22 protein-coding genes and 1 pseudogene are annotated in these 24,387 nt (G+C 42.1%); 19 read left to right on the top strand and 4 right to left on the bottom strand.

The window, feature by feature from the left end; genetic code table 11:
• Positions 1-39 precede the first annotated feature (39 nt).
• Positions 40-996, top strand: a complete 957-nt coding sequence (locus MKY63_RS03775) for an HD domain-containing protein (protein ID WP_076099512.1) — start codon at positions 40-42, stop codon at positions 994-996.
• Between the two features lie 69 nt (positions 997-1,065).
• Here the strand turns inward: MKY63_RS03775 and MKY63_RS03770 are convergent, their stop codons facing one another.
• Positions 1,066-1,722: a 3'-5' exonuclease gene (locus tag MKY63_RS03770; protein WP_036680002.1), complete on the bottom strand. Its 657-nt coding sequence runs from the start codon at positions 1,720-1,722 to the stop codon at positions 1,066-1,068.
• Between the two features lie 111 nt (positions 1,723-1,833).
• On the opposite strand from MKY63_RS03770, the pseudogene MKY63_RS03765 reads away from it, so the two are divergent.
• The 4 genes and pseudogenes from MKY63_RS03765 to MKY63_RS03750 all read left to right on the top strand — a co-directional run.
• Positions 1,834-2,301: pseudogene (locus tag MKY63_RS03765) on the top strand (TerD family protein); the annotation flags it as partial.
• A 159-nt stretch (positions 2,302-2,460) separates the two neighbouring features.
• Positions 2,461-3,132, top strand: a complete 672-nt coding sequence (locus MKY63_RS03760) for a VWA domain-containing protein (protein ID WP_036680121.1) — start codon at positions 2,461-2,463, stop codon at positions 3,130-3,132.
• A 183-nt stretch (positions 3,133-3,315) separates the two neighbouring features.
• Positions 3,316-3,933, top strand: a complete 618-nt coding sequence (locus MKY63_RS03755; protein ID WP_339811573.1) for a DNA-3-methyladenine glycosylase 2 family protein — start codon at positions 3,316-3,318, stop codon at positions 3,931-3,933.
• 22 nt (positions 3,934-3,955) lie between these two features.
• Positions 3,956-4,666, top strand: coding sequence for a DNA alkylation repair protein (locus MKY63_RS03750; protein ID WP_036679998.1), 711 nt, complete (start codon positions 3,956-3,958; stop codon positions 4,664-4,666).
• A gap of 28 nt (positions 4,667-4,694) precedes the next feature.
• Here MKY63_RS03750 and MKY63_RS03745 read toward each other — a convergent pair whose 3' ends face one another.
• Positions 4,695-5,387 (bottom strand): PspA/IM30 family protein, encoded by a 693-nt coding sequence (locus MKY63_RS03745; RefSeq protein ID WP_076099515.1) that lies wholly within the window; start codon positions 5,385-5,387, stop codon positions 4,695-4,697.
• Positions 5,388-5,446: 59 nt separating this feature from the next.
• On the bottom strand, positions 5,447-5,665 hold the full coding sequence (locus MKY63_RS03740) for a PspC domain-containing protein (RefSeq protein WP_038569266.1): 219 nt from the start codon (positions 5,663-5,665) through the stop codon (positions 5,447-5,449).
• A 286-nt stretch (positions 5,666-5,951) separates the two neighbouring features.
• On the opposite strand from MKY63_RS03740, the gene MKY63_RS03735 reads away from it, so the two are divergent.
• Positions 5,952-6,365: a zinc ribbon domain-containing protein gene (locus MKY63_RS03735; protein ID WP_036679993.1), complete on the top strand. Its 414-nt coding sequence runs from the start codon at positions 5,952-5,954 to the stop codon at positions 6,363-6,365.
• Between the two features lie 555 nt (positions 6,366-6,920).
• Here the strand turns inward: MKY63_RS03735 and MKY63_RS03730 are convergent.
• The gene (locus MKY63_RS03730; RefSeq protein WP_038569268.1) at positions 6,921-8,024 is read right to left on the bottom strand and encodes an endospore germination permease; all 1,104 of its coding nucleotides are present in this window, start codon (positions 8,022-8,024) and stop codon (positions 6,921-6,923) included.
• 145 nt (positions 8,025-8,169) lie between these two features.
• Here MKY63_RS03730 and MKY63_RS03725 point away from each other — a divergent pair, with 145 nt between their 5' ends.
• The 13 genes from MKY63_RS03725 (at position 8,170) to MKY63_RS03665 (ending at position 24,309) form a co-directional block, all read left to right on the top strand.
• Positions 8,170-9,684 carry a spore germination protein gene (locus MKY63_RS03725; protein ID WP_038569269.1) on the top strand — a complete coding sequence of 505 codons (1,515 nt, stop codon included), beginning with the start codon at positions 8,170-8,172 and terminating at the stop codon, positions 9,682-9,684.
• Positions 9,681-10,904: a Ger(x)C family spore germination protein gene (locus tag MKY63_RS03720; protein WP_038569271.1), complete on the top strand. Its 1,224-nt coding sequence runs from the start codon at positions 9,681-9,683 to the stop codon at positions 10,902-10,904. The genes MKY63_RS03725 and MKY63_RS03720 overlap by 4 nt, the downstream gene beginning before the upstream one ends.
• 6 nt (positions 10,905-10,910) lie before the next feature.
• Positions 10,911-11,141 carry a hypothetical protein gene (locus MKY63_RS03715; protein ID WP_036675888.1) on the top strand — a complete coding sequence of 77 codons (231 nt, stop codon included), beginning with the start codon at positions 10,911-10,913 and terminating at the stop codon, positions 11,139-11,141.
• A gap of 287 nt (positions 11,142-11,428) precedes the next feature.
• The gene (locus MKY63_RS03710; protein ID WP_036675962.1) at positions 11,429-12,988 is read left to right on the top strand and encodes a response regulator; all 1,560 of its coding nucleotides are present in this window, start codon (positions 11,429-11,431) and stop codon (positions 12,986-12,988) included.
• A complete protein-coding gene (locus MKY63_RS03705; RefSeq protein ID WP_076273977.1) occupies positions 12,985-14,775 on the top strand; it encodes a sensor histidine kinase in 1,791 nt (596 codons plus the stop codon). The genes MKY63_RS03710 and MKY63_RS03705 overlap by 4 nt, the downstream gene beginning before the upstream one ends.
• A gap of 184 nt (positions 14,776-14,959) precedes the next feature.
• The gene (locus MKY63_RS03700; RefSeq protein ID WP_036675885.1) at positions 14,960-16,261 is read left to right on the top strand and encodes an extracellular solute-binding protein; all 1,302 of its coding nucleotides are present in this window, start codon (positions 14,960-14,962) and stop codon (positions 16,259-16,261) included.
• A gap of 228 nt (positions 16,262-16,489) precedes the next feature.
• A complete protein-coding gene (locus MKY63_RS03695) occupies positions 16,490-17,302 on the top strand; it encodes a sugar ABC transporter permease (RefSeq protein ID WP_235219373.1) in 813 nt (270 codons plus the stop codon).
• The gene (locus MKY63_RS03690; protein WP_339811566.1) at positions 17,302-18,123 is read left to right on the top strand and encodes a carbohydrate ABC transporter permease; all 822 of its coding nucleotides are present in this window, start codon (positions 17,302-17,304) and stop codon (positions 18,121-18,123) included. The genes MKY63_RS03695 and MKY63_RS03690 overlap by 1 nt, the downstream gene beginning before the upstream one ends.
• A gap of 37 nt (positions 18,124-18,160) precedes the next feature.
• On the top strand, positions 18,161-21,229 hold the full coding sequence (locus MKY63_RS03685; RefSeq protein ID WP_339811563.1) for a glycoside hydrolase family 2 TIM barrel-domain containing protein: 3,069 nt from the start codon (positions 18,161-18,163) through the stop codon (positions 21,227-21,229).
• A gap of 187 nt (positions 21,230-21,416) precedes the next feature.
• Positions 21,417-22,127: a lantibiotic protection ABC transporter ATP-binding protein gene (locus MKY63_RS03680; RefSeq protein WP_326047419.1), complete on the top strand. Its 711-nt coding sequence runs from the start codon at positions 21,417-21,419 to the stop codon at positions 22,125-22,127.
• Positions 22,124-22,870: a lantibiotic immunity ABC transporter MutE/EpiE family permease subunit gene (locus MKY63_RS03675; RefSeq protein ID WP_038569275.1), complete on the top strand. Its 747-nt coding sequence runs from the start codon at positions 22,124-22,126 to the stop codon at positions 22,868-22,870. Before MKY63_RS03680 ends, MKY63_RS03675 begins: the two co-directional genes overlap by 4 nt.
• 2 nt (positions 22,871-22,872) lie before the next feature.
• Complete coding sequence (locus tag MKY63_RS03670) at positions 22,873-23,634, top strand: lantibiotic immunity ABC transporter MutG family permease subunit (RefSeq protein ID WP_076273974.1); 762 nt, start codon at positions 22,873-22,875, stop codon at positions 23,632-23,634.
• A gap of 15 nt (positions 23,635-23,649) precedes the next feature.
• Positions 23,650-24,309: a response regulator transcription factor gene (locus MKY63_RS03665; protein ID WP_339813430.1), complete on the top strand. Its 660-nt coding sequence runs from the start codon at positions 23,650-23,652 to the stop codon at positions 24,307-24,309.
• The last annotated feature ends 78 nt before the right edge of the window (positions 24,310-24,387 follow it).

Here is a 24,387-nt window from a genome sequence, read left to right as displayed (position 1 = left end):
GAGCAGGCCGAAAGCCTGTTATTAATAGGAGGCTCCAAAATGACACAAATTAAACAGCTCGCTCCACAAGATGAATTTGTTGGCTTTTATCTTTTAAGAGAGCTGGCAATTAAACAAACGAACGGCACTCCTCCAAAAGATTATTTTGACATCGTCCTGGGGGATTCCACTGGACAATTATCCGCGAAATATTGGGATGCCAGCACAAATGATAAAGAAACTTTTTTTCCTATGGCGCTTGTGAAGGTACGCGGGATTGCTCATACTTATCGTGAGAAATTACAAATAAAAATTACTAAAATCAGGTTGGTTAACGATGAGGATGGCGTTGCACTTACGGATTTCATCCGTTCTGCCCCAATTCGTCCAGTAGACCTTATTCATACGATTAAAGGGGTTATGGCAAGTATTTCGGATCCGGAAATTGCTTCAATTGTCTCTTTTTGTGTGGGTAAAGTGGAAGAGAAATTGATGCATTATCCGGCAGCCAAAACACATCATCATGCTTATTTTGCCGGACTTGCTTATCATATGGTGCGTATGCTGGAAATCGGTGATTTTCTGTGCAAGCAGCGTCCGTTCTTGAATCCAGATCTAATGAAGGCCGGGATCATTCTGCATGATATCGCGAAGCCGGAGGAGATGGTCTCCCAGCTTGGGATTGTCTCGGAATATAGCGTTCAGGGCAAATTAATTGGCCATATCTCGATGGCGTCTAATTGGATCACGGAAGCGGCTATCCGCTTAGATATTGATTTGAATTCGGAAAAGGTTATGGCGTTACAGCATCTCGTATTGTCACATCATAATCTGGGCGAATGGGGGAGTCCTGTTCAGCCACAGACAGCTGAGGCAGTCGCTCTGCATCATATCGATGCGATGGATGCGAAGCTGCAAATGGTGGAGGATGCTTTGGATACCACACCGGAGACCGAGGAATGGACACCGTTCATCAGAGGTCTAGAGAATAAGGCTGTGTATCGTTTGAAGATTTAAGTGATGTTCTGTAAAACCAAACCCCCAATCAGCAGAAAAGAGCTGGTTGGGGGTTTTTAATGTTCTTGATTATTTCGACAAAGTGGCGCGGCTGCTATAAATGGAGGGTTTATGTTTAGTGCCTTGTTTCTTAGCAGGCTTTTTCGCGCGAGTCGAAAATGGGGTATACCCACCGGCAAACATCGTTCCGCTAGTATATCCTTGACTGGCAGAGAGCAATAGAGGATCATAGTGCTCCTCCTGCTCCATAAGTTTTACTAGAATTGCAGCGGCTGCGCGTGCGTCATCCAAGGCATCATGGTGCTTTAGCGTAATGCCGAAAAAATCGGAGACTACATTAAGTTTATGGGAGGGCAGGTCGGGCAGCATTTTTTTGCCTAATAAATAGGTACATAAGTATTGAAAGCTTGGGTAGCTCAGGGACATTCCATCGAGACAATAACGCAGGACGCTCATATCAAAAGCAGCATTATGCGCCACGACGATTTGTCCGTGTAGTAAAGGTTCAACGGTGGGCCATAGCTCTTGAAAAGTAGGTTGGCCGATTACCATTGATGGTGTGATGCCGTGTATCGAAATGTTCATGCCATCAAACCGCTGCTGCGGGTCAATTAGCCAAGAATGCTCTGCGGTTATATTTCCAGCTTTAACTTCCACAAGTCCCAAGGCACATGCGCTGGATCGACTGGAGTTCGCGGTCTCAAAGTCAATTGCTATAAAGTCCATTCGTAAAGCTCCTTATCTATCATATATACGTTTCATATTAAAGTAGTAAAATGATAAATACAATCTAGTGAATCACAATGAGCTGTTCAGTAAAAATAAGGAGATGATAGAGTGCGGCTTATAAAGGGGCAAAAGGTGGATATTACGAAAGGTAGAAACGTGAACAAGCTTTTGCTGAAATTTGGGTGGATGACTGCTGATATTAGAATTGGCATAGACTCTGCTGCTTTTTTACTGTCAGAACAGAACCGTTGCGAACGCGATGAGAACTTTATCTTTTATGGCAATCCGTTGTCTATAGACGAAGCTGTAACTCATTCTGTCTTACAACTAGGGGATAAAGAAGCTATCGCCATTACGCTTTCTCGACTTCCTAAGGATATTACTAGAATAGCTTTAACTTTAACGATCTATGAAGGAGAAAAATTAGGACACTCTATGAAGCAAGTAACCTCTCCTTATCTACGCTTAGTGGATGCTGCTAGCGGTGAGGAATTATTCGTTTTCGAGTATGGCTCTGACCTGTCGACGGAGACAGCTATTGTGGTTGGAGAGCTATATCGCTATGGTTCAGAGTGGAAATTCAGTGCAATTGGTAGTGGCTTTGAGGGAGGATTGGCTGCGTTATGTACAAACTATGGGCTCGTTATTGAAGAAGACGAAGGGAACCCTGAGGTAGCGGCCACAGCTGAGTTAACCCTGCCTTTAGAGACGATCCGCTATGAAGCGAAGAATGTACTGTCCTCTATTGATTTACGTAAAAAAATTGTTCAGATCACCTTAGAAAAAAAGAATCTGACAGGAGTCATTGCAAGGGTAGGCGTTGTCCTGGATATTACAGGATCTATGAGAAATCTCTATAATAATGGAACCGTTCAAGAAGTAGTTGAGCGTATATTAGCCGTTGCCTGTAAATTTGATGATAACCAATCGTTAGATGTGTGGGTGTACGATACGGAGTTTAGCCGGCTGCCACCTGTGACAGAGCAGGATTTAGGAAGATATGTGTTTACACATATTTTAAATAATCGTACCATTCATAAGTTTGGCCGCAATAATGAACCGCCAGTAATGGAGGATATCATTAAAAAATATACGGAGGAAGAACCCGATTCTACACCGGTATTTATCATATTTATTAACGATGGTGGTGTAGTGAAATCCACTAAAAATGTGATTATGGCTGCTTCGGTCCAACCAATTTTTTGGCAGTTTGTCGGAATCGGTAACTCGGATTTTGAAGTATTGAAGCAACTTGATACGATGAAGGGACGTTTGGTGGATAACGCCAATTTTATTCATCTGGACCAAATTGAAAAGGTGACTGATGAAGATCTGTATGATCAGCTACTGAATGAATTCCCCATGTGGCTAAGGGCAGCGAAAGAAAAAAGAATCCTGCGAGCATAAAAATACATTATTCAGAATGAATAAGCCTATGCGCTACAATAAGCCATAACCACCTATCTTAGGGATGTTATGGCTTTTTCCAGTTTCGCTATCTTGCTATTCTATTCAACAATCCGTACACTGCCAAATAGGTATTGTATATTAGGATTAGGGTTATCACTATCAGATACGGGAGGAAACACTTTGAGCAGCGTAATTACTAAGTTTTTTGATTATGGGCAAGAAGACATAGATTATCTCCGAAGTGTGGATCCAATACTTGGCGCAGCTATGGCACGGATGGGCAGAGTGGAACGTGTAATTATACCGGATCTTTTTACTGCGCTTATCTATGCTATAGTAGGACAGCTTATTTCAGTAAAAGCGGTTCGGACCATTTGGAACAGAATGTTGGCTCAGTTCGGAGACATCACTCCGCAGCAGTTAGCGTTACATACGGCGGATGAGATTCAAAGCTGTGGGATGACGATGAAAAAGGCACTATGTATCCATGAGATTTCCAATTTGGTCGCTCAGGGTGATTTTAAGCTGGAGGAATTGCCTGGGTTATCAGATCAAGAGGTTATACAAAAACTTATGACGTTAAAGGGCATTGGCAAATGGACGGCAGAAATGATGTTAATCCATTCTATGGAACGACGGGATGTGGTCAGTTGGGGAGATATTGCGATTCGTCGGGGGATGATGAAGCTGTATGGACTTGATAAGCTTACCAAAGATCAATTTGAACAATACCGGCTAAACTATTCTCCTTTGGGTTCTGTGGCTTCTATATATTTATGGGAAATTTCATTTGAATAATGGACGGGTAAGGAGTACTACTATGGAAAAAACAATAAGAGAACAGCTATTGAATTTGGCAGAGGTGGACTACCAGAAGTTTTCTGCGGCCTTAATTCCGACGATAGATAATGTTATAGGCGTCAGGCTACCGGAACTGCGCAAGCTTGCCAAAATCATTGCAAAGGGTGATTGGAGAGCCTATTTGGAGCATGCCGAGACAGATTATTTTGAAGAAGTGATGCTGCAAGGTATGGTGCTTGGCTACGTGAAGACAGATCTTGAAGAAATCCTACGTTATATCGCAGACTTTATTCCCAGAATTGATAACTGGTCCGTATGCGATAGCTTTTGCACAGGCCTGAAGTTTACCGTAAAGAATAAAGAACGGGTGTGGGAGTTTATAATGCCTTACCTATTGTCAGATCAAGAATATGAAATCCGTTTTGCTGTGGTAATGATGCTTAATTTCTTTATTGAAGAGGCGTATATCAGCCGGATTTTACAATTGCTCGATAAGGTCAGTCATGAAGGCTATTATGTAAAAATGGCGGTTTCTTGGGCGCTTTCGATTTGTTATGTGAAATTGCCAGAGCCTACGATGAGTTATTTGAGAAACAACAGCTTAGATGATTTCACTTACAACAAAGCTTTGCAGAAAATCACTGAGTCTTATCGTGTGGATCCAGAAACGAAAAAATGGATTCGCGGGATGAAAAGAAGTAAAAAACAAGCCCCTTATTCAGCACAATAGCTGAGTAGTAAGAGGCTTGTTGTCCTATTTATTTTTTCTCAGTGTTTACTTCAGTGTTGGTTTTACGGTTGCGGATTCGCTCGATTTCGATGTCAACGGCGCTACGCAGGTTAGGATCGATGGAAGGACTTATTCCTGTGCCTGTATTGAATTTATTTTTGGAGTTTTCCGCCAATGCTTCCCACTCGAAAATCTTTTCTTCCATTCGTTCGAAACCTTGTGAAGCTGATCCTACATTTAGACCTTTCGTAGAAGAACGTGGAGCAGAGTTGAGTGTTTCTGTCGCTTGTTGAGCGCGAGCGATAAGTTCAGTTCTTTTCGCTTTGAGATGTTCACGCTCTTCTTTTGCTCTAGCGATATTGATCTCAAGCTCTGCAAGGGATTGCTTAGTTTGTACTTGGCTATTTATGGACTCTTCCAACTGTTCTACGTACCGTAACTTGGCTATGAGTGCCAGACGAGCTCTTTCTTCATTTCCTTGTTCAACTGCTTGAACGGCTTCGGCTTCACTTTGCTCTACTAACTGAGTATATTCTTGCTTACGGCGTTCCAACACACTTGCTGTAACTTGCAGATCACGCTCATTGCGTTCCGCCTTAGCGATATCATTTTCAAGATCACGTAAATACTGACCTGTCAGCAACACCGGGTTTTCTAATTTGTTTAAACCTTCGTGTAGGGCTGCTTTAGTAATTGTGGAAATTCTTTTTAATAGACTCATGTTCTATCTCTCCTTTTTTATGGTTGGATTAGGGTTAGTTTGTATTAAACGACGATTTATTAATAGAAATCATGTCCATCTGAAAAGCTGTTAAAAGGTTCCTTAGGAACGATGATACTAGCGATGACGTAGAAGATAAGTACTGTTCCGAAGCTGAACAATGCTGCGGCAACAGCAACGAGACGGATTACTGTAGCATCAATACCAGACCAACGAGCAAGACCTCCGCACAAACCACTTATCTTCTGATCACTTTGGGAACGATATAATTTTTTCATTTATTGTTTTCTTCCTCTCGTATGGGTGTGATTGTTATTGAATCCTGCAACCCGTTTGCTTATGTACTCATTCTAATGTCTTTTTGCATGCGAAAAAACGGCCTGAAGGCGGTTTTGTATACCAGACCTGAGTCGAGGTTCGTTCCCGCAGGAAGGCGGGGAAAGGGGTGGTAAATCGGTTATAGGCTACAAACCATGGACGAAGTTAGGTACAATAAAGAAAGGAATACTTCTGGCGGTGTCGAAATATGCTTATATATGACTACTACGGAATTGGGGGCTGAATATGAGTTTTTTTAACAAAGTTAAAGCAGGGGTAAGCGAGGCTGGGAATAAAGCAAAAACAGTGGTGGAGATTAACCGGTTGAAGCTGCAAAATAACGGTAAGCAAAATGATATTGACCAGCAGTATCAGGTTATGGGCAAACTGTTATTTGAAGCCGTAACTCAAGGTGCAGGGCCACTGCCAAGTGAGCAAATCGAGACTAATATCAATCGTATTCTCGAATTGAAGGCTGAGATTGAGACGAACCTTCAGCAAATTGCTGAGTTGTCCGATGTAAAGCATTGCAAAGCATGCGGTGGGAATGTGGCGATCGAGGCACGCTTTTGTCCGGCCTGCGGATCCACTTTTGAAGTGGCAAAAGAACCTGTCAGTGATGTAACTCCGTCCTCGATTTCTTTGGATAAGAAGGAATAGATTTACTTCATACAAGAAACTTATGAATAAAGAGGCTGTCTCAAAAGTAGTGAATACTACTTATGAGGCAGCTTCTTTTTAGTAAAAAGGCTATAAGCGGATTCTTGCTGTAGCCAATAGACTATGGGCTACGCACACAAAGTATTCTATGCCATTAGGTTGGGCGGCGGAATATTCATTTTGTGTGATACCTGTTGGGGACGATATCTATTGGACGGTGCGATAAGCAGTATGCGGGGGCCGTTTGTGTTGTCTGCGTTTATGAGTGTGCGAAGCCGGCCTAAAACTAATTAGGGAAAAACTCCCTGAAAATAACCAATATTCGCTCTAAATGAACGAATTTAGGGAATTCCTCCCTAATAATAAGGGGAATTTCTTTAATTGCTAACGAATCAGCTGAAATTTAGGGAGGTTTTCCCTGATTATTAGTCTAATGAACGAAAATCCCAGAATTTCAGGGAGAAATTCCCCAATTATTTTAGCGGAGCTTAATTAGATCTTTAAGCGGGATTGTATCTACAATCTTAATTTCACTTGTCTATAATCTAGTGTCGTTTAAACCTTAGAAGCACGGCGTTTCTTAAATTGATACACAATTAGCAACATAAGCGGCAGAACAAATGCACAGGTGAAATCCCAATCTACCCAGTAGGCGGGGATCTCCTTTACATAGAAAATGATGTCTTTGGCAATCAGTTGTGACATACCGAATAACAAAAATCCAGTAGGTATGATCAGAGGACGGTGGCTTTTGAGTTTAAATAATTGGGCTGTACCTAAGGTTAAAGCATAGTAATAAACTGCTGTTTTGAAGTACGTGCTGATAATCCATGCTGTAGCCATAAGCGCTTCAATACGTTGCAGAGAATTAGCAATATTAATTTTTTGAGCAAGAATATAAGCGGCATAAAATTGATGTTCAGAAGCGTAAACACCTAGAACGGTAAGGGAAAACAATAAGATGAGGTTAAGGCCCAGAGCTCCGATGATCAAGGCTATGAAAATATCCCGGCTTGTTTTGCTATTTTTCTGAGCATAAGGATATATCATTAGAAACACGCACAATTCGCCAAAAGGATAAAAAACACCATACATCAAAGTATGAAGCATGTCCGGTACTGGTGTGTTTAAGATGGGGTATAAACGTTCCATTTTGACATCGGGGGTCAGCAGGAGCAGCAGACCGATCAAAAAAACTGCAAATAAAGGGAAAAAAAGCTGAGCTGCCCGGCCCAATGTTTCTAAGCCAAGTCGTACCCCATATACCAGCAGGAAAATGGCCATGAAACGAATAACCCCACCGGGTGTTTTCTCGTAAATCTGTGTACACATGAAATCTTCAATTTCTCTTATGTAGGTGGAGGCAGCAATCAGGAAGAACCCTAAATAGAATAAGGCCACAGCAGTTCCGACCCATTTTCCTAAAATTTGTAGGCTAAGCTCGATAATATTCTTGTTGGGTTCAAGGTCTGCTAAGCAGAGTAACAGTTTTATGGTCACTAGACCCAAGGGAATACTAATCAAAGCAGCAATCCATGCATCTTGTTTCGCTCCTGATATCATTAACGCCGGATACACAAGCGCCATATCCCCAATAAATGTGAATAGCCCGAGTATAATCATTTGATTGGTACTAATTCGATCTTTCTCCAAACTCATATACCCCCTCAAATTTATTGGACTAGTTTTAGTATGGTTGTAGTTACCAGAATTATGCCATCCCGATTTTTTAATCCGAAGGAATAATTATCATAATAAACATCAAACTATACTCATCTATCTATGGAGAAGTGGAGGCTGCATCATGAAAGATACGGAGATTGGTACATTATCAAGCCGGTTGGAAGTTAATATTGCTAATTTGTACCAATTGATGGGTGAAAGCTCTGATGTAGTGATAAAAGAGTTGCAGATAGAAGAGAACACTCATATTTCTTTGATTTACATAGATGGTCTTGTGGATACTCAGGTGCTGCATAATTCAATTTTGTATTCCTTGCAGGAACACATTCCTTACGAACAGCTGAGGGGGCTTTCTCCCGAGCAGAAGTTTGAGATCATTAAGAAACAGATATTAATAGCCGGCGATATAGCCGTCATTGACGATTACAGCCAATTTATTCATCATTTATTGTCCGGTAATATAATGCTGCTGCTTGACGGGTTATCCAGCGCTCTGCGGATCGGCTTACCAGGCTGGGAAGATCGTAATGTAGGGGAGCCTAGCTCACAGTCGGTTGTTCGGGGTCCAATGGAAGGATTCACTGAGAATTTACGGACGAATACGGCACTGGTTCGGCGAAAAATCAAAGATAGCCATTTATGGCTGGAAACCGTTCAGATCGGAAGGGTGACTCAAACCAGCGTATCCATTATGTATCTAAGTAACATCGCGAATAAGGAACTGGTGCAAGAGGTAAAGCGCCGTCTGAATAAAATAGATACGGACAGTATTCTCGAGAGTGGATATATTGAGGAGTTTATTCAAGAGACGGCAGTTACACCTTTTCCTACCGTATACAACAGTGATCGTCCGGATACGATTGCAGCGGGTATTTTGGAAGGAAAAGTGGCCATTCTTGTTGATGGAACTCCTTTTGTACTGCTGGTGCCCACATTTTTTGTGGCATTTTTCCAGTCAGCTGAGGATTATTACCAAAGGGCTGATATTGGAACATTGCTGAGATTAGTTCGTTTTATTTCATTTTTTATTACTTTGCTTGCCCCTTCATTGTATGTTGCGATTACTACCTATCACCAGGAGATGATACCGACCAATCTTGTAATCAGTTTAGCTGCCCAGCGGGAGAGTGTTCCTTTTCCTGCTTTTGTTGAGGCGCTGATCATGGAAATGACTTATGAGATTTTGCGGGAAGCCGGGGTGCGGATACCCAAAAATATTGGTCAGGCGATTTCCATTGTCGGAACGTTGGTGATTGGACAAGCCGCGGTAGCAGCGGGTTTTATTTCATCCGCAATGGTCATTATTGTATCGCTAACAGCCATTTCTAGTTTTGTTATTCCGGAGACAGGAATGTCTATAGCTGCGCGGATGATTCGTTTTGTGCTTATAGCTTTGGCCGGATTTATCGGATTATATGGAATTCTCTTCGGTATTTTCATCATCGTATTGCATTTGTCGAGTCTGCGTTCTTTCGGAATGCCTTATATGAGTCCGCTCGGACCGTATAATTCCAAAGATTTAAAAGACTCTATTTTTCGCTTTCCGTGGCCGTTTTTAAAGACAAGGCCTGCTGAGAATAAGACGCAGAACCTGTTTCGTCAAAGCACATCCAGTGATAAGGAACCAACCAAATGAATAAAAAATTAGTTAGAGGCGTTCTTCGATTAATGATAGCTCTCCAATTTACGTTAGTGCTAAGCGGCTGTTGGGAAAGAAATGAGCTGAATGAGATAGCTTTTGTCTTGGGGATAGGGATTGACAAGGCAGAAAAAGGTTACACCGTTTCGATGCAGGTCGTTATTCCATCTGCGATTTCCTCCCAAACGAATGGAGGAGGGGGAGGAAGTGGAGTCCCAGTGGTTGTATATAAATTTACTGTACCTACGTTTTATGATGCGCTGCGTAAGCTGAATCTGGATAGCTCTAGGTCAAGTTATCTCGGTCATATCCGGGTGTTGGTGATTGGGGAGGAGCTTGCCCGCACCGGAGTGGGTGAGATACTCGATGTATTTAAAAGAAGTCGGGAACCCCGGATGGATTTCTACGTTATGGTTGCCAGAGATACAACCGCCAGCAATGTCTTGAATGTCCTTACACCTATGGATAAATTACCAGCGAACAAATTATTTAGCTCTTTGGATAATTCTTATAAAGATTCAGCAAAAACAGTCGCTGTCACGCTGGATGATTTTATTGAGAATTTATTGTCTGAAGGTGAGAATCCTGTGCTAACCGGAGTGAAAATTATAGGAGATCCCAAAGATGGAGAAGACAAAAGCAATGTAGAGCGAACAATGCCTAAGGCAAGATTGGAATACCATACTGTAGCTGTGTTCAAAAAAGACAAGTTGATCGGTTGGCTAAACGAGGGAGAAACGATTGGTTACAATTATATCAACGATAAGGTAACCGCACATTCTGGCTCGATCGCAGGGGAAGACGGAAAGCCCATAGTAATCGAAGCGATCCAGGCTACAACTAAACGCAAAGTGAAAATAATTAATGGGGAGCCGCATATTTACCTTAGTGTTAAGACGCTTTGCAATATTGAAGAAGTGCAAAGTGTAGAAAATTTGGAATCGGAAAGCACTATAAAACGTTTGGAAAAGGAAACAGAGGAGCGGATTATAGAGCGGATGCAAAAAACTGTGGAGCATGTAAATGATCGTTTCAATGTTGATATTATGGGATTCGGACAATCGATCTACCATGCCAGCCCTAAAGCTTGGGCAAAGCTGCAGCAACAAAAGGGTGACGATTACCTTAAATCATTGCGCATCCATTACAAAGCCTCAGCAGTTATTAACCGCGTGGGTCTCACAGATAATTCTTTTCTTGAAAAAATCAAGGAGTGAAGTCAAATGCTAGTACTGTTATTCTTGGTGATTGCTGTAGGTTGTATGGCACTTGATTTGCCTAAATTAATGCGAAAGCGCCGAGTGCGTGATCTTAGCGTATATTTTATTTTTTGGATTTTGGGTCTTGGCGCGACCTTCTGCTCGTTGTTAAAATTGAACATCCCCAGTCCGCTGTTTCTTATTATCTTTATCTATAAGCCAATAAATAATTTATTTGGCTTATTGTTTCATTAACAATGAAGCTGCAATTATCGCGGCTTTTTTTGTTTTATCATGTAGAAGTTCTTGTCCTTAACTTAAGAATATTTCATAGAATGAAAATGAGAGGTTGACCATATTTGTCGGTGGGGCATATTATTTGGAATGAACAATTTTTAAGTAAGCTTACGGCTTTACTTGTATAGGAGCTTGCTCCTTGTTGGATGTATTGTATACTAACGAATAAAAAGAAAACGGTTACAAAGAGATTTTCAATTCAAGGAAAAAGGCATAATCATTCTCAGGGCTGCAAGGGGGAAGAAATGAAACCAATATTCAAAATTATGATTGTTGATGATGAGATGCTTGTAAGACAAGGAATCAAACATCTTTTGGATTGGGAAAATGAAGGGTATCGAATTGTTGGTGAGGCTGCTAACGGTCTTGAAGCACTAAATATGATGGATGAGGTTAATCCTCATGTGATCATTACAGATATTGTTATGCCAATAATGGGCGGGGAGAAACTGGTCAAGATCGTTAAGGAGAAATACCCTCATATTGAAGTAATCGTCTTAAGTAGTTTCAGTGAATATGATTATGTCCGATCCACATTTCAAAGTGGTGTAGCGGACTACATTCTGAAGCCAAAGTTGGAAGCTGATTATCTGTTAACCATCCTAAATAAAACCACTGCTAAATTGGTAGGGATGGAGATGACCGATCAAGGAAAGGATCCTGGGGAAAAGCAAGTTTTGCTAGTTATCGAGAAGCTTATGACCGGATATGAGTCTGGGCTTGAGTCTGCTTTGCTTCATGCAAAGTTTCCACACACACTATTCGCGTTTTTCGGAGCGGATATGAAACATATTAAAGATTCTGGGGATAGGTTAACTTTCACACAAAAAATAGAAAAAGGGCTTAGTAAGCTCCCTTTGGGCGATACAGTGTTTATTCGGCTGAAGTTTGTCAATGATTCGGTTATATATTTGCTTAATGCAAAGCCGGAACAGTGGGACGAGCTTGTTATAGAGCTCCGATATCTAGTCTCGGAGATGGACCATTGGGCGAGAGAAACACATTTCGTTATCAGTCAAAGCTTTACGGATTTTAATAAGCTGGGGGAGATTTATCGAGACAATTATTTAAAGCTTACACGATACAGTTTCTACTTGCCGGATCGAAGCTTAATTGAAAATGATCATTTGCCCAGCCTTCCGAGTGCATATCAGGAATATGATATGGGCGAATTAATGGAACAACTGAAACGTAAGCAATACCAGAAGGCATTCACTGGATTTCTGGAATATGTTCATCTCCGTTCGATGGATTATCGGACCGATATTTTCGAATTCAAATCGTTATTGGGGAATTTTATATTTAACGTAGCGACCACACTTGGAAAAATGAAGTATGAGACCGGAGGCTTGGAGGAATCCAAATACGACTTCTTTCGAAAAATAGATGAAGCGATGTATGCCGGAGATGCAATCGCTGTTGCTGAAGCTTTTATTCGCGAAGCTGAACGTGCGATTGGTGAGACGAACCTAACGATCAATCCAAATATGACCCGCTTGCTTGAATACATTCAGGATCATTACGCTGATCCCATCACGTTGACTGGGGTTGCGCGGCAGTTTCATTTCAACGCTTCTTATTTATCGAGCCATTTCACAGCCCAGAATGGTGAAGGATTTAATGAATATCTGAACAAAGTCCGTTTGGAGAAAGCCATGGAGTTACTCGTGACAACGGAAAAAACAATTTCTGATATTAGCGCTAGTGTGGGCTATTCGGATCAGAGTTATTTCACTAAAGTGTTTAAGAAGCAGGCGGGCATTTCTCCGAGCCAGTACCGAAGACGGGACGTAGAGCGACCATGATTGGAACAATCATCAACAAGATTAGGAAACAGGGCTTATTTCTCAAGCTTTTTCTTGTGACCCTCATAAGCATTGTTGCCGTATCCCTTCTGACTTTGTCTATTACCATCCGTATGTCAGAAAATTTATTCTTAAAGACCTTCAGCATAACGAATGGCAAACTACTGAATCAGATGAAGACAAACTTGGAGTCCTACAACAACGTTGTAGCTACGGGTGCTACAATGACAGCTCAGAATGGTGCCATCCGCAGCTATTTGTCCGGGGGAGAGACGGATTCATTGACGCTTGCTATCAAAACCTACCAGATGACAGAAAGCATGCGTGCAGTCCGCTCCAACCTGAGTGCCTTTGATGTGGGGATTATGATTGTAGGTGCGAATGGCAGAAGTTATTCAACCGATCCTTGGTATTGGTCTGCTACTGCTGATGAACTGAAGAACCACCCGATTACGAAAGCGACAGTGGCCCATCCACAGCAAATTCTGTACCAACTTTATCAAAAAGAGGATGGTCAAACCAAAAAGAAAGAGATCCTGTTAGTGGCTTCTAAAGCTCTATTTGATCATTCGACCGGCCGTATCTATGGCACTATGTACATTGCAATTCGTGATAGCGATTTTAAGGCCTTCTATGCCAATTTTACGAGTGAAGGTAATGATGTTGTTTTGCTGAATGCAAAAGGGCAAATTGTATCCAGCAACAGGACAGAGCTGATTGGGCTGACCGATCAACAGCTGCTTCAAGAAGTAGTTGATGAACAGAGCACAGGAGACAATGGAGAATCTGTCTATGTGATGGGGAATGAACGGGTAGTATTCTCGGAATACTTGCCTGAATTTGATGTTTATTTGGTGAATCTGATCGATAAGAAAGCTGTAACGGGTCAGATGGTAAATGCTAAAGCAGTGTCGTTGACGATCATGGCTATCGTAGCCATTTCGCTTATTATTGTATTTTTAATTACCAGGAAAATGACGAAGTCCCTGCGTGTACTCGTTGAACAGATGTCGAGTATTCCTAAGGGGGGATTTGATAATCATGTGGATGTCGCCACTAGTAGTTATGAAGTTAAGGAGCTAGGAAATGCCTTTAATTTTATGCTTGATTCCCTACATGATTATGTTGATCGGTTGATGGAGACCCAGAAGCAGCAGCGTAATGCGGAGCTGGCCGCCCTTCAAATGCAGATCAATCCCCATTTTTTATACAATACACTGGCTTCTATCAAATTTCTGGTGCAACAGGGCAACAAGGAAAAAGCAGCTGGCACGATAAATTCGCTAATCTCACTCCTGCAAAATACTGTCAGTGATATTCAATCCACTATACCTGTTAGTCAGGAATTAGAATCGCTGAAGCATTATGTGTATATCAATCATGTAAGGTACGGTGAAAAGATTCGCGTGAATTATTTTGTGGAGCCTGAAAGCTTGGATTATCATATGCCAAAGCTAATTCTGCAGCCTTTTATCGAAAACGCGTTCTTTCATGCATTCAATCTTAAAGATGAGGGAAGAATTCTGATCATGATCGCCGTTCAGGAAGATCAGCTTGTATGCGAAGTTGTAGATAATGGTGATGGGATGGACCTTGATCCGAATTTGATGAAAGAAGAACAGCTGCCAGCCTCGAAGCACAAACGACAATTATTCTCCGGGATCGGTATACGGAATGTTGATGACAGAATCAAATTGTTGTACGGAGAGCGCTATGGTATTAACATTACAAGCAAACGAAATGAAGGTACGAAGATCATAATTACGCTTCCATTGTTAAAAAGCTAAAATTTTTACAAGAACCTAAAAATAGTACCAGAGTCGATCTTAGAGTAAAAATAGAATCCAATAATAACACCAAAGCTAACAAAGATACTGCCAAAGAAAGCGAATACAAAATGATAAGATGGAAGCGTAGCAGAGAAAACGCTTCCATCTTTATTATTTTACAGATTATCAAGGGGGTTACGAAGTGAAAAAATTATTATCCGTAATGCTGGCTAGTGTGGTTCTACTTTCGGCATGTTCCTCAGGTGGAACGAAAAACGAAACGAGCAACTCCGGAAGCGAAGGTAGCAGCAAGCCACAAGAGATCACAGTTTGGGCTTGGGACCCAGCGTTTAACATTGCAGCCATGAATGTTGCTAAAGAAGCTTATGCGAAAGTCAATCCAGACGTAACGGTAAACGTCGTTGAGAACGCGCAGGCTGATATCGTGCAAAAGCTGAACACAGGACTGAACTCTGGATCTACGAAGGGTCTTCCTAACATTGTATTGATTGAGGATTACCGTGCGCAAAGCTTTTTGCAAGCGTATCCGGATTCCTTTTATGAATTGACGGATGTTGTAAAAGCTGCTGATTTTGCGGATTACAAAATTGGCCCGACCAGTGTTGACGGCAAGCAATATGGTGTTCCGTTTGATTCTGGTGTAACTGGAATGTATGTACGTACAGACTATCTTGAGCAAGCAGGCTATAGCCTGGATGCACTACAGGATATCGACTGGAAGCAATATATCGAGATCGGTAAAGCTGTAAAAGAAAAAACCGGCAAAAGCATGATCACACTGGATCCCAATGATCTTGGACTTATCCGGGTCATGATTCAATCGGCGGGTGCATGGTATACGGGTGAAGACGGTCAAACTCCGACCATTGCAGACAACGCTGCTTTGAAAGAGGCGCTTGTATTGTACAAAGAAATGATGGATTCCGGCATCGTGAAAGTTAACTCAGACTGGAGTCAATTTGTAGGCGCATTCAATAGTGGTGAAGTGGCTACTGTGCCAACGGGTAACTGGATTACACCTTCAATTAAAGCCGAAGCTTCCCAATCCGGTAAGTGGGCAGTAGCTCCACTTCCTAAGCTGGCAGCCACAGCAGGCTCCGTCCATGCATCCAACCTTGGGGGCAGCTCCTGGTATGTAATGAATGTAGATGGTAAAGAAGCTGCTGCGGAGTTCCTTGCAAAAACATTTGCTTCTGATGCGGAATTGTATCAGACGTTAAATACAAAAGTTGGTGTTATCGGCACTTTAAAAGCTGCGGCAAGCGGAGAAGCTTATTCAGCTGCGGATGAATTTTTCAAAGGTCAAAAGGTCGTATCCGATTTTGCGGCTTGGACCGAACAAATTCCTAACGTCAACTATGGCATGAACACTTACGCAATAGAGGACATTATGGTTGTAGCAGTGCAATCTTATCTTGGTGGAAAAGATGTAGATACTGTTCTGAAGGATGCCCAGAAGCAAGCAGATACCCAAGTTCGCTAATCACACTTAGGCTGTACAATCTAGGCCCTTGCTTCTTCTTCTCCTGTAAATTGGATTTCTACAGAAGGATGGGTAGCAGGGGCTTTCATCTCTAATTTATCAGACAGAAGGGTGTGGAGTGGAGTGGAAACTGTAAAGCCAGGGCTAAGCCCTCAAAGACATAAGAGCACTAAAGGTCAACGGCAAATCCATCTGACAGGCTGGTTATTCGTTCTTGTGCCGGTCATTATGATCAGTATTTTCTATTTTTATCCAATGATTCAAGCCTTAATTCTATCCTTCAAGACAGGCAGAGGCAACAATCTTCAGTTTACCGGCCTTGATAACTATATTCGTCTGTTTAGCGACACCACTTTCCTTACAGCCGTCAAAAACACTTTTATTTACTTGATTATTCAGGTCCCAGTTATGCTGGTGCTGGCGCTCTTTATCGCTGTGCTGCTAAATGACGAAAGACTGAAATTTAAAGGATTTTTCAGAACGGCGATATTTCTGCCAACGGTAACTTCACTTGTAGCGTACTCCGTTGTTTTCAAGTACATGTTTGGAGCCGAAGGTATCGTCAATAAATTTCTGGTGAATCTGCATCTAATCAGCGAACCGATTCAATGGATTACCGATCCCTTCTGGGCCAAAGTTACTATCATTATCGCTATCACTTGGCGCTTTACTGGCTATAATATGATTTTCTATTTGTCCTCACTGCAAAATGTCGACAAATCAATATATGAGGCTGCTCATATAGATGGAGCGAGTGCATTTACACAATTTTTCAAAATTACAATTCCCCTATTGAAGCCGATTATCTTGTTCACGACGATAACATCGACCATTGGAACACTTCAGTTGTTTGACGAGGTGGTTAACATCACGAAAGGTGGACCCGGCAATGCAACCATGTCGATTTCCCAATATATTTATAACCTTTCCTTTGAATACACACCTAACTTTGGATACGCTGCAACCGTCTCCTATTCGATTGTTGTAATGGTGCTCATTCTGACGCTTATTCAGAACAAACTAGGAGGGGATAAGAGATAATGAAAACCAAACGCATGTTTACTTACGTATTTCTAATCATCTCTGCGCTGATCTCTATCTTTCCATTTATCTGGATGGTTATAAGCGCCACGAACCAGTCGGTTGATGTAACCAAAGGGACATTGTTGCCAGGTGCACATTTAGTGGAAAATATAAACAATCTATTTAGTTCAGTGGATATGTGGCAGGCTCTCTGGAACTCTGCAAAAATCTCTGTGGTGACTACTGTGCTTTCACTGCTAGTGGCATCGGCGGCTGGATATGGTTTTGAAATGTACCGCAGCCGGAGTAAAGATATCGTATTCAATATTTTGCTGGCTTCAATGATGATTCCATTTGCGGCGATTATGGTACCTCTATTTCAAATGTTCGCCAAAGTATCTAGTGTAGTGCCGTTTCTCGGTATCGATACAGCATCGGCAGTCATTCTTCCGACATTTACAACAGCATTCCTAATTTTTTTCTTTCGTCAAAGTACAAAAATGTTTCCTAAGGATATGATGGAGGCTGGGCGCATCGATGGGCTTTCGGAATTTGGTCTGTTCTTCCGCATTTATATGCCAACGATGAAATCAACTTACGCCGCCGCTGCGATAATCACATTTTTAAACAGCTGGAACAATTATCTGTGGCCTTTGATCGTATTGCAATCACCAGAAAATATGACTGTGCCCCTTCTTATCTCGAATCTAGGCTCAGGTTATGCCCCTGACTATGGTCTGATCATGTCAGCGATTGTCATTACGACCTTGCCGACAGCATTAGTGTTTTTCATGATGCAAAAGCAATTTGTGGCTGGGATGACGGGTTCGGTTAAATAAGTTAGCGTTCATGTGAAGAATAGAGGAGGAAGTATAGATGAAGCAGCAGGTTGAACGAAACCTCACTCCAAGTCTGGAATGGTTATCAGACCCGTCCATTTATGCAATAGGCAGAGTGCACGCGCATTCTGACCATCGATATTACCAAACGAAAAATGAAGCCGAAGCGCTTGGAGAAATGCCCTGGCGCCATAGCCTGAACGGCAGCTGGAAATTTAGTTATGCCCAAAATGCCATGGAACGACAGGTTCATTTTTATAAGGAGGACGTGTCTTGCAGAGGCTGGAAGGATATTAAAGTTCCCGGTCATATCCAACTTCAGGGTTATGGGCAGCCTCAGTACGTGAATACGATGTATCCATGGGACGGTCATGAGCATCTTAGACCTCCGATGATCTCTGAGGACCACAATCCTGTAGGCAGCTATGTCAAATATTTTGAAGTTCCTGCGGGCTGGGAGCAACGTCCGGTGTATATATCTTTTCAAGGAGTTGAATCGGCTTTTTATATATGGCTAAACGGGGAGTTTGTTGGCTATAGCGAAGATAGCTTTACACCGAGTGAATTTGATTTAACATCGTACTTGACGGAAGGCGAAAATAAGCTGGCGGTTGAAGTCTATCAGCGCAGCACGGGGAGTTGGTTGGAGGATCAGGACTTCTGGCGTTTTTCGGGAATCTTTCGTGAGGTGTATCTATACACCGTGCCGGATGTTCATGTGCGGGATCTCCACGTTCAAACCGATTTGGATGAAAAGTTTGAGCAAGGAACGCTGACGGCTGAATTGCAGTTGCTGGGTAAACCTGCCTCAAAAGTGCTCCTTGAGCTTAAGGATAGAGCAGGAAATCTTGTGGCTAGTACTGAAAGTGAAGTTTCAGGAGATTCCCTTTCGCTTACGCTTGCGGCAACAAAGGTGCAGCTGTGGAGCGCAGAAGCTCCTAATCTGTATACCCTTTACGTATCAGTTTACAACGCATCCGGGGATCTTGTAGAAGTTGTGCCGCAAAAAATTGGTTTTCGGAAATTCGAAATGATAGATAAGATTATGCACTTGAACGGCAAGCGTATTGTATTTAAAGGCGTTAACCGGCATGAGTTTAATCCGCGCTTTGGACGCAGTATTACAAAAGAAGATATGCTGTGGGACATAAAAACCTTAAAGCAGGCGAACATCAACGCTGTGCGGACCTCGCACTATCCGAATATGACACTGTGGTATGAGTTGTGTGATGAATACGGAGTCTATGTCATTGACGAGATGAATTTAGAGTCGCATGGATCATGGCAGAAAATGGGGGCAGTTGAGCCGTCTTGGAACATCCCCGGCAATAAGCCTGAATGGCAGGATATCGTGATGGATCGTGCGATTTCCATGGTGGAGAGAGACAAAAATCATCCCTCCATTCTAATTTGGTCCTGTGGGAACGAATCTTTTGCAGGAGAAGTAATTCTGAACGTAGCCAATTATTTTCGAGAGAAGGATCCTACTCGGTTGGTTCATTATGAAGGGGTGTTCCATAACCGTGAATATGATGATTCGAGCGATATGGAGAGCCGGATGTATGCGAAAGCAGCAGATATCGAAAGGTATTTAACAGAAGATCCGTTAAAGCCATATATTAGTTGTGAATACATGCATGCGATGGGCAATTCCGTCGGGGGGTTGCATAAATACACAGAGCTAGAGCAGAAGTATCCAATGTATCAGGGTGGATTTATCTGGGATTATATGGATCAGGTGATTGTGAAAAATGATCGATACGGTAAGCCCTTCATGGCTTATGGAGGAGACTTCGATGACCGTTCAACCGATTACAACTTCTCTGGTAACGGAATTGTGTATGCGGATCGGAGATGGTCGCCAAAAATGCAGGAAGTGAAATTTCTGTATCAGAACTTCAAGCTGCTCCCGGACAGTCAGGGTTTTACAATCAGAAATGAAAACTTATTTGTGGGCTTGGATGCTTATGAATTACAATACGCTCTGAACTATGAGGGTAGGGTCATCCAGCGTGGAACTGTCTTCGCTCAGGTTAATCCGGGCGAGGAAAAATATGTAGAAGTTGATCTACCCGATATTAAGAATCAGCCTGGCGAGTATAGCTTGGATGTTTCACTTGTCCTGAAGGAAGATTCTTTATGGGCGAATAGCGGTTATGAAATCGCTTTTGGCCAGCATGTTTTTCAAGTGGCAAATACGTCCGAGGAGTCTTTAACAGATGCTAAGATAACATCTGTCGTGAATGATTTTCGCGTGGTTGAAGGAGATGTGAATATTGGCGTACATGGCCGTGACTTCTCCGTAATGTTCTCAAAGCAGGCGGGTACATTAATTTCTGTTAAATATTCAGGGCAGGAAATGATCTCTTCACCGCCGGCACCGCTCTTCTGGAGAGCAATGACAGACAATGACAAGGGGGCGGGAATGCATTTTGACTCTTCCCCTTGGTATGCAGCAAGCTTGACCCGTAGAACGTTAAGCTTCGAGCTCGTGGAGGAGAAGGACCGTGCGACGGTGACTTACGTGTATAAGCTTAGTGTATCAGAGGGAGTACGGGTAAGTGTAACTTACACAGTGTTCTCCGATGGAAGCATAAAGGTGAAATCAAGCTACCATGGAGCAGCGGGTTTACCAAAGCTTCCGCTCTTCGCTTTAAGCTTTAAGGTGCCAGCGGATTATCATCAGCTGAATTGGTATGCAAATGGGCCGGAAGAAAATTATATCGACCGTGCGTGTGGGGCGAGATTGTGTCGCTTCCAGAATCATGCGATGGATAATGTGTCGTCCTATTTGGTGCCGCAGGAATCGGGTAACCGCACAGGTGTGCGCGAAGTATCCATAATGAATGATTATGGCCAAGGCATTATAATATCTGCATCAGCTGCAGCCCCTGTTGAAGCCAATATCTCGCCTTACTCGGCAATGGAGCTGGAGAATGCGACACATCATTATGAGCTGCCGAACGTTCACTATACCGTTGTTACCATTGCTGGACGTCAAATGGGCGTAGGCGGGGATGACAGCTGGGGAGCTCCAGTTCTTGATGAATATCAAATCAATCCATCCTTAGATATGGATTTTGAATTTACAATTCGCAGAGCATGATTTTTTTGCAATATTTGAAGTTCATGTATTAGATGATAAATATTCCAGGCTCGGTTCAACGTTAAATTTGAACCGAGCTTTTTTATGCTCGTTATAATCCCGTATAATTTGAGCTCAGTAAAACCTTATAAAGTCCTTAGATTTGCTATATATGATCAACGTATAGCAAATGAGAGGATGATAAAGGATGGGAGAGTATATTTTACAAACTAATAATTTATGCAAGAATTTCAGGGGGCAGCATGCGGTTAACGATATCAGCATAACCGTAAAAACTAATTCGATTTATGGACTGTTAGGCCCAAACGGCGCAGGTAAATCGACGACTCTAAAAATGATAACAGGAATACTTCGAGCGACGTCAGGACAAATTTTATTTGACGGTCATCCATGGACACGTAAGGATTTACTACACATTGGAGCGCTGATTGAGTCCCCGCCACTTTATGGGAATCTGACTGCTGTCCAAAATTTGAGGGTACACACGACAATATTAAACTTACCGGATTCTCGGATTCGGGAAGTTCTTGAAATTGTTGATTTAACAACAACAGGCAAAAAAAGAGCGGGACAATTCTCTATGGGCATGAAGCAACGTCTCGGGATTGCGATCGCCTTGTTAAATCAACCTAGACTCTTGATTCTGGATGAACCGACAAATGGGCTTGACCCGATTGGAATTCAGGAATTACGTAAGCTTATACGCTCATTTCCTGCACAAGGGATTACAGTTATTTTATCGAGTCATATTCTTCATGAGGTGGAGCAAATTGCCGATCATATTGGAATCATTAGTAATGGTGTTCTAGGGTATCAGAATGCAATATTTCCTGGTGATGATTTGGAGAAATTGTTCATGGAAGTCGTGAGTCGGAACAGACAGGAGGTAACCAGATGATCCACTATCTTTTATCCGAAAATATTAAATTCAAACGAACATTTTCGCGAAAATTGATTGTCGTGGTGCCACTGTTTTTTCTTCTATTTTCATTTTTCACACAACAGAACCTGCAAACTGAAGACCACTATTTTATGGAAATGGTCTTTAATTGGTGGCCGCTGTTATTCATGACCATAGGATCTGCTTTGTTGTCTACACTATCGAATAACAAGGATCGTAAGGCTGGAGGATACCGCAGCTTAAGCAGTCACGGAATTAGCATCGCTAAACTTTGGCTCAGTAAAATTATTGTGGTGTCATATTATTTGCTGTTGTCTTCGCTGCTCCTTATTGCAGTAATGTACCTATCTGGTCTTTTGTTTCCTTTGGGTGCAGCACCCTTATCTGAAATTACAACAGCCGCTATGGTTGTTTGGTTGACCTCTTTGGGGATGATTCCAATCTATCTATTCTTAGCTGAACAATTTGGGTCTGTAGTATCTATTCTTGCAGGTCTGTTTGGGATGATTGTGAGTGTACTAGCAGCGGATCAACCTTCATGGATTTATGTTCCGTGGAGTTGGGCTTTAAGGTTAATGTGTCCCATTGTTGGTGTACGTCCAAATGGTGTGGCTCTTTCAGCACAGGATGCTCTAAGAGACTCTTCGGTTATTTTACCTGGAATTGTGGTGTCGCTTGTATTCTTTTTGGTAACCCTCACCTTAACTAGCTGCTGGTTTAGTAGAAGAGAGGTGCGATAGAGATGGTGATACTCCGGCTATTACAAGCTGAATGGTTGATGACTAAGCACACTGCAATTCGTTGGTTGATATTCCTTGTTCCTGTTCTATATCCGATGATGGTACTTTGGTATTTTTCACAGCGTGCGGATCAGTTTCACATCTATGATGGTTATTTTTCATTAATAGCCTTTGGGTTGCCTGTTGGGATAGGATTATTCTCTGCTTTAATGAGTGGTTTAGAGGAGGGGGCAGGGGGATTCTATAATCTATTAAGTGCTCTTTCACGTCCGAAGTGTTATATAAGAAAACTCGGGTTCATAATCTTGGCGATGATATGGATCGTATTCGGTTCAACATCAATTCTAATACTGGGCATGAAACAAATTTTGCATATAGAGCAGATACAATATCTAATATTCTGGCAAGGAGCTTGTTGGGTAGTAGGCACTGCTCTAATCTTAATGATCTTTCATCTCATCTTAAGTTATGCTGGAGGTTTGGGACTTTCTCTAACGGTGGGTAGTGCAGGTACGCTAATTGCAGCCATCGTAGGTGGAACCATTGTAGGAGATAAAGTGTGGTTATACATACCGTGGGCCTGGTCGATGCGGATGATTCAACTTCCCTTGTTTTATGCACAACCCAACGGGTTCATTGAAACGGAAGTATTGAAGCTGCAACTTCTTCATTCCGTACCTGCTATACTTATTAGTACAATGATAATGACAATGTTAGGCTTGACATGGTTTCATTACTTTCAGGGTAGGAAATCATATGAATAAATAGGAGTGAGGTCACTGGCTAGTATTTTAATAATAGATGATGAACCTGATATTTTGGCGCTAGTAAATAATATTCTTAGCAAAGATCACCATAGGGTTACGGTAAAAACAAGTGCACGACATATGCCTTTGAACGAGTACTCGACATTTGATTTAATCCTGTTGGACGTGATGATGCCAGATATCGATGGTTTTGAGCTCTGTACTCAAATCAGGGATATCGTAGACTGTCCGATTCTGTTTCTTACAGCTAAATCAATGGAGACAGATATTATGTTTGGACTTAGTGTAGGGGCAGATGACTATATCGTGAAGCCTTTTCGCGCAGGCGAGTTGAAGGCTCGGGTTAACGCTCATTTGCGGCGTGAGGATCGAGGGAAAAATCATATGTTAAGCGCATCTGGAGTGAAATTCAATCTCTCGGCAAAGGAGATTTATATTGATAAAGAGAAAATAAATCTCACTAAAAGTGAATATCAGATATGTGAATTTCTTGCTAGAAATAAAGGTCAGGTTTTTTCCAAAGAACAAATTTATGAATCGGTTTATGGCTATGACAGAGAAAGCGATAGCTCAACTATTACAGAACATGTAAAAAATATCCGCAGTAAGCTGAGTGCGAGGGAGGTTTCACCGATTGAAACCGTTTGGGGGATAGGTTACAAATGGGTGTGAAACGAATACGGCTCCGTACAGTCTTCATTCAATATTTATTATCATTAGGTGCGTGTACTCTATTATTGGCATTTCTGT

It is taken from the genome of Paenibacillus sp. FSL R7-0189 (assembly GCF_037969925.1).
Taxonomy (GTDB): domain Bacteria; phylum Bacillota; class Bacilli; order Paenibacillales; family Paenibacillaceae; genus Paenibacillus_AQ; species Paenibacillus_AQ odorifer.
Note: the sequence above shows the minus strand (reverse complement) of the source record. Positions and strands in the feature narration are given on the sequence as shown.